Raw genomic sequence first — 6,500 nt, 5'->3', positions numbered from 1 at the left:
TTGGAGGATTTGCTTTAAGTCAAGATGAAACGATTCATGCTGCGCGGATGTTTAACACAACGCTGCACGGATTTGTTTTAGCAGACAAAGCAGGATTATTTTTGTTTTCACAATCAGTTGACGATAGTTTCGAGTGGATAGTTGAGACATTAATTAACGCAATAGAACGTAAGTAATCCATCTTTACAATATATATAAAATTATATGTGGAATTTACCCGGCGCCCCTTGGTTAATTGCTCACAAATCGATGCTGGCTGTAAATAAGCCAAAGCTATTTACAATTTGTGGGCAAGATTATGTTTTGTGGAAAAACGAGAAAGGTGAAATTTCGGCATTAGATAATGTTTGCCCTCATCTAGGCGCCAAGCTTTCAGATGGTTGGATTTGTAGCAAGACGAATACGATAGCATGTCCCTATCATGGTGTAGAGTTTGACGGTGAGGGAAGGGCAATTGTTCGTGATGAAAAAATATCAAAACCCCTTGCCAATAAATTAGAAATAATAGTACGGGGAAACTGGGTTTGGACTTATGCTAATGCTGAACCGAAAATTTCAATTCCCAATGCGATGGAAGAAATAGAAAGTGAATATTACTTTGCTGGTGTATCTGGTGACTTTAGTATTCAGGCGCCGTTACTTTACGCATTAGAAGTTAATCACGATTTTAATCATGCTAAAGCAACGCATCGTGATTTATTCAAGTTCAAAGATATTAAAATCGATTCGTTTTCTCACTCTTATTACTTTTCTATAGTGAATTTGCAGCAAATACGAGAAGATAACACATTTGCTGAATATATTCAAAACCCATTGCTATTATCTTATCCAAAATCGATTAAGGCAGTTGCTAAAAATTATTTTCCTTCAATTGTGGCATTTTATTCAGATACCCCACTTGGCAGTATATGTGACGTTTTCGTAATTTATCCCGAATCTGAAAATAAAACTCGCACGTTTATGCTTATTTACCGCTCTAGGTCACTTGGTATTCTCAACCCAATGATAGATAAGTTACTAATTCAAGCTGGAGATGACGTATTACACCAAGATGCTCATGTAATTGAGAATCTTTATCCTAGATTTGAGCCGAAAATGCGGTTGCCCAACGAACAACCTTGGAATTGGGTCAGAAAATTATATTTTGATTGGTCTACAACTGCCCCCTCTCTTACAAAAGGGTGAAAAAAGTCATGCTTGTGCGATTATGTGTATGAATAAAGCAACGTGATTTTACTCATGCTGAAGTGGTGACTTTAGATTCATGCGCTTTATTGCACCTCATCTTTATTATTAAAACATAGCTTGAATCAAACAAGTTTTAATTCACTTTACAAAAACAACCACAGATATGAATAAGTTGAAATCTTTGATTCTTATTGGTACAGCTAGCTTGTTAGCAATTGGTGGCTTTGCAGCTTCTCCAGCTTCTGCACAAGATGCTCGCGATGTTAGAATTCGTCATCAACAAGAACTTCGTCATCAGCAGGAACTTCGTCATCAGCAGGAACTTCGTCGTCAACAAGAACTTCGTCGTCAACAAGAAATTCGTCGTCAACAAGAAATTCGTCGTCAACAAGAACTTCGTCGTCAACAAGAACTTCGTCGTCAACAAGAAATTCGTCGTCAACGTGATGCGCATAGGGAATATAGATAATAATATAGTCAGCCAATAATTTAATTAACTTAAACTAAATTATTCGGAATAAGGCATTGGGAAGTTTGACCGCTACCTAATGCCTTTTTAAATTTATATAGCAGTCCTAAATTATTTGTAAAATCGTGTGTTGTAGAGACGCGATTAATCGCGTCTCTACGCAGCAAAATTTTCAGATAAATGTTAGGTAGAGACGTTACATGTAACGTCTCTACACATTTTGTACGTAAAAATACTACCATAAGCAATACTATAAATTTATACATTGATTATCCGGACGTATAAACTAAATTTTGTAAGGAGAAAATAGGGCGCCTCCCCTATGCCCCATAACCCAAACATATTGGTATCTGGGTTTAGTAAAACATAAGCAAATATATAGTAATTGCTAGGGTAAGAAAATGAACACAGTAAATTTATTCGACGATATTTCATTAATTAAAGAATATATTCAAGGTAAAAATAAGCTTGGCTTCAATAATAACCTACGTGTGGAGCCTGTTGGTGAGACAATTCAGCTACTTACCAAAAAAGGTGTAATGCTTGCATCTGTTAACATAGCTAGTCAATTTAAAATTATTTTAGTACGCCAAAATTCTAATTATTGGGAACTGATTAATAAAATTCTCTTGGAAAACAGTTTAATGCCAACAGGGAAACTGGTAAATGAGCTAATGCGCTATGAATACCACCCAATTCCAAGAGGCTATCAGATTAATTACGCTGAAGCTAATGAACTATGGCAGTACTGGCAACGTAACACTAATCAAGACATAGATGGCACAAAACGCCTGAATTTACTTGTCTTTAACCCTGAAGGTTGGCAACCTATTAAAGATATTGCACTAAGTAACGAGACTGTTTTTATTAAAACCTATGGCTCTGATGTCGTTATTCACAATTGTTCCCGAATAGCTTGGCTGGCGCCAACACGCAAATCTTTTGACTCTTTACCACCACAAAAACATACTTTTGTCAAGGAAAATATTCAACAAAATTCTCTGCCAGCGATTGTAGAAGAGGATAAGTCACATGAAAACTTGCAGATTGTTGTCCAAAATATGCTATTGAGTGAAGCTCAAGTTAATCAGGAAAGCAAACAAGCACAGCAAACTCTTGTGCTTAATAGTACAAAATATAGTTCAAAAACAACTGGTAACGTCCTAAGTATTTATCAAGGAAGACTTTACATCCAAACTATCGAAGGTGAAATTGTGGTACAGGGTTCAGATTTGGCATTTTGGTTTAGTCCCCCTGAAGGACAGAACATCAAACCTCAACCGATAAAAGTAAAATAGCGGCAAATACTAAGGGGGTAATAACTAAGAGGTAATCGTTAAGGGGTAATAACTAAGGGGTAAAGGTTTTCTTTCCTTCCCCTTAAACAATATATAAAGAAAATATTTATTAACCATTAATATATTTTTCGCATTTTGAAACTTTTTTTGAGGTAAATTGTAATACTCATAAAAATAATATAATCATTAATAATACTGAAACATGAGTGCGCGTAAGTTTGCGTGAATGTAAACTACATTGCCAGTAACCATAAATTTAGATAAGCCATGAATAGCTAACGTTAGTTCTGTAAGATAAAATACATTTACCCGCAAAAATAGTTGCAATCTACCAGATATAGGGAGCTACCTGAGCGTGGGAAAATCAAAAAAAGAAATATTAGAGAGGAAAACCGTATAGTATGCACCTGAGTGATATCACCCATCCCAACCAGTTGCACGGTTTATCAATTCGACAGTTGCAACAAATCGCCCGCCAAATTCGTGACAAGCACCTCCAAACAGTTGCGGCAATTGGTGGGCATTTAGGACCTGGTCTGGGTGTTGTAGAATTGACGCTTGGGCTTTATCAAACACTTGATTTAGACTGCGATAAAGTTATTTGGGACGTTGGACACCAAGCCTACCCTCATAAACTGATTACAGGGCGTTATAGCAATTTTGATACGCTGCGGCAAAAAGACGGTATCGCGGGTTATCTCAAACGCGGCGAAAATAAATTTGACCATTTTGGCGCCGGACATGCTTCAACTTCGATCTCCGCTGCTTTGGGTATGGCGTTAGCGCGCGATATCAAAGGCGAAAAGTTCAAAGTTACTGCTATCATCGGTGATGGCGCCTTGACGGGAGGTATGGCACTCGAAGCTATTAACCATGCTGGACACTTGCCAAAAACGAATTTACTGGTAGTTCTCAACGACAACGAGATGTCTATTTCTCCAAACGTTGGCGCCATCCCCCGCTACCTCAATAAAATGCGGCTTTCTCCTCCAATGCAGTTCATCACTGATAACTTTGAGGAACAGGTGAAAAACTTACCGTTTGTAGGTGAGTCCCTTTCTCCGGAACTAGAACGCATTAAAGAAGGGATGAAGCGGTTAGCGGTGCCTAAAGTTGGAGCAGTGTTTGAAGAACTCGGTTTTACCTATATGGGGCCAGTCGATGGACATAATTTGGAAGAACTGATATCAACGTTTAATAGCGCGCATCAAATTCCTGGGCCTGTTTTAGTTCATGTTGCCACAATCAAGGGTAAAGGGTACGAAGTAGCCGAAAAAGATCAAGTTGGATATCACGCTCAAACTCCATTTAACCTGACTACTGGCAAAGCGATCCCTTCGACCAAACCTAAACCACCTGGTTATAATAAAGTATTTGCTCATACCCTTGTTAAACTTGCCGAGCAAAATCCAAAAATTATTGGTATTACTGCGGCAATGGCAACTGGTACAGGATTAGATAAACTTCAGCAAAAGCTCCCAAATCAATATATAGATGTGGGTATTGCTGAACAACACGCGGTAACATTAGCGGCAGGACTTACAACTGAGGGAATACGTCCTGTATGTTGCATCTACTCAACTTTCCTGCAACGAGCATACGACCAAATTGTTCATGACGTATGTATCCAAAACTTACCTGTGTTCTTCTGTCTTGACCGGGCAGGTATCGTTGGTTCGGATGGTCCCACACACCAAGGTATGTATGATATTGCTTACCTGCGCTGTATCCCCAATATGGTATTAATGGCGCCTAAAGACGAAGCCGAAATGCAGCGTATGGTTGTTACTGGCGTAAATCATACCAGTGGTCCAATTGCAATGCGATTCCCGCGCGGTAGCGGTTACGGTGTACCTTTGATGGAAGAAGGTTGGGAACCTTTGGAAATTGGTAAAGGTGAAATTCTTCGTAACGGCGATGACGTATTGCTTGTGGCATACGGTACAATGGTGTACCCAGCCATGCAAACCGCCGAAGTTCTCTCAGAACACGGTATTCAAGCAACCGTAATTAACGCGCGTTTTGCTAAACCGTTAGATACAGAGTTAATACTGCCACTAGCTAAAAAAATCAAGCGTGTTGTTACCCTTGAAGAAGGTTGTACAATGGGAGGTTTTGGGACTGCCGTTGCCGAAGCGCTCTTAGACGCGGATATTGTAGTTCCGGTGAAACGTATTGGCATTCCCGATATTTTAGTGGAACACGCAGAGCCAAACGAATCAAAAGCCCAACTCGGTTTAACTAGTCCACAAATGGCTGACACTATTATGCAAGCTTTCTTCAAAAAAGAGCTTTCAGTAGTCAGTTAACACGTAGGTTAGGCGTCCCGCCTGACCATCAATCAAAATATCATGTAAATTTAAGTCACGGATGCGCTATTTTCCACCCGTGACTAAATTATTATTTTTACGCTGTCCAGCCCAAGTTTTTAACCATGAATCCTTCTAACAGCCAAGTATATTCCGTAATATGGCATAACGACACCGTTTCACTTATCGACCAAACCCGCATACCATACGAATACGCACTTGTAGAAATTCACCGTAGCGACGATATGGCGCGCGCTATCAAAACTATGATAGTTCGAGGCGCCCCAGCGATAGGAATAGCTGCGGCATATGGTATGTATTTGGGTGCAAGAGAAATAAAAACAGATAAGCGCGATGTCTTTTTAGCTGAGTTAGAAAAAGTTGCCGCAATGCTACGTGCGACTCGTCCCACCGCAGTTAATTTGTCTTGGGCAATATCACGGTCAATGAAAGTAGCATATGAAATGTTAGGTACTGTTGACGATATTAGAAAAGCGCTCCTCGAAACCGCCCAATCAATTCAAGTAGAAGACTTACAAACTTGTCAAGCTATTGGCGATAACGGGTTAAAAGCGCTACCCGCAAATCCACACAAATTAACTTTACTTACTCATTGCAACGCAGGTGCCCTAGCTACTGCTGGATATGGTACAGCATTGGGTGTGGTACGTTCAGCATGGCGTGAAGGTAGATTAACAAGAGTATTCGCTGATGAAACCCGTCCTAGGTTACAAGGCGCCAAATTAACAGCGTGGGAATGTACACAAGAAGGTATACCTGTTACGGTAATTACTGATAGTATGGCAGCACACTGCATGAAACAAGGGTTAATACACGCTGTAGTCGTAGGCGCCGACCGTATAGCAGCTAATGGTGACACAGCAAATAAAATTGGCACGTATAGTTTGGCACTAGTAGCAAAAGCTCATAACGTACCGTTCTTTGTAGCGGCGCCGCTTTCTACAATAGATTTTGACCTTGCAGACGGTAGCAGAATACCCATCGAAGAACGTGACCCCACAGAAATTTATCAAATCGGCGAAACCATTATTACACCAACCATCGGCGTAGACTACTATAACCCCGCCTTTGATGTTACACCTGCCGAATTAGTAGAAGCGATAATTACCGAAAACGGCGTATTTGCTCCCAAAGACCTAGCAAAATCAAAACAACTACAACCCGTATAGAACAATCGTAGGTTGGGTGGAGGCTTTGCGGAACCCAACACCTTCA

General features: G+C 40.1%; 6 protein-coding genes. All 6 read left to right on the top strand.

Annotation, left to right across the window (positions count from 1 at the left end; all coding sequences use genetic code 11):
• A partial coding sequence (locus tag AC2JBO_RS41825) for a TetR-like C-terminal domain-containing protein (protein WP_496959526.1) occupies positions 1–176 on the top strand: 176 nt, incomplete at its 5' end.
• A 28-nt stretch (positions 177–204) separates the two neighbouring features.
• Positions 205–1,185 carry an aromatic ring-hydroxylating oxygenase subunit alpha gene (locus AC2JBO_RS41820; RefSeq protein WP_496959525.1) on the top strand — a complete coding sequence of 327 codons (981 nt, stop codon included), beginning with the start codon at positions 205–207 and terminating at the stop codon, positions 1,183–1,185.
• Positions 1,186–1,351: 166 nt separating this feature from the next.
• Positions 1,352–1,657 (top strand): hypothetical protein, encoded by a 306-nt coding sequence (locus AC2JBO_RS41815; RefSeq protein WP_496959524.1) that lies wholly within the window; start codon positions 1,352–1,354, stop codon positions 1,655–1,657.
• Positions 1,658–2,058: 401 nt separating this feature from the next.
• Positions 2,059–2,955: a hypothetical protein gene (locus tag AC2JBO_RS41810; RefSeq protein WP_496959523.1), complete on the top strand. Its 897-nt coding sequence runs from the start codon at positions 2,059–2,061 to the stop codon at positions 2,953–2,955.
• 401 nt (positions 2,956–3,356) lie between these two features.
• Entirely contained in the window at positions 3,357–5,264 is a 1,908-nt protein-coding gene (gene dxs / locus AC2JBO_RS41805; RefSeq protein ID WP_496959522.1) for a 1-deoxy-D-xylulose-5-phosphate synthase, read from the top strand.
• A gap of 125 nt (positions 5,265–5,389) precedes the next feature.
• The gene (gene mtnA, locus AC2JBO_RS41800; protein WP_496959521.1) at positions 5,390–6,454 is read left to right on the top strand and encodes an S-methyl-5-thioribose-1-phosphate isomerase; all 1,065 of its coding nucleotides are present in this window, start codon (positions 5,390–5,392) and stop codon (positions 6,452–6,454) included.
• Positions 6,455–6,500: the final 46 nt, after the last annotated feature.

The organism is Calothrix sp. CBUCES-K 9914 (genome assembly GCF_059640475.1).
The sequence above is the reverse complement of the archived record's forward strand: the minus strand, read 5'-3'. Positions and strand labels throughout refer to the sequence as shown.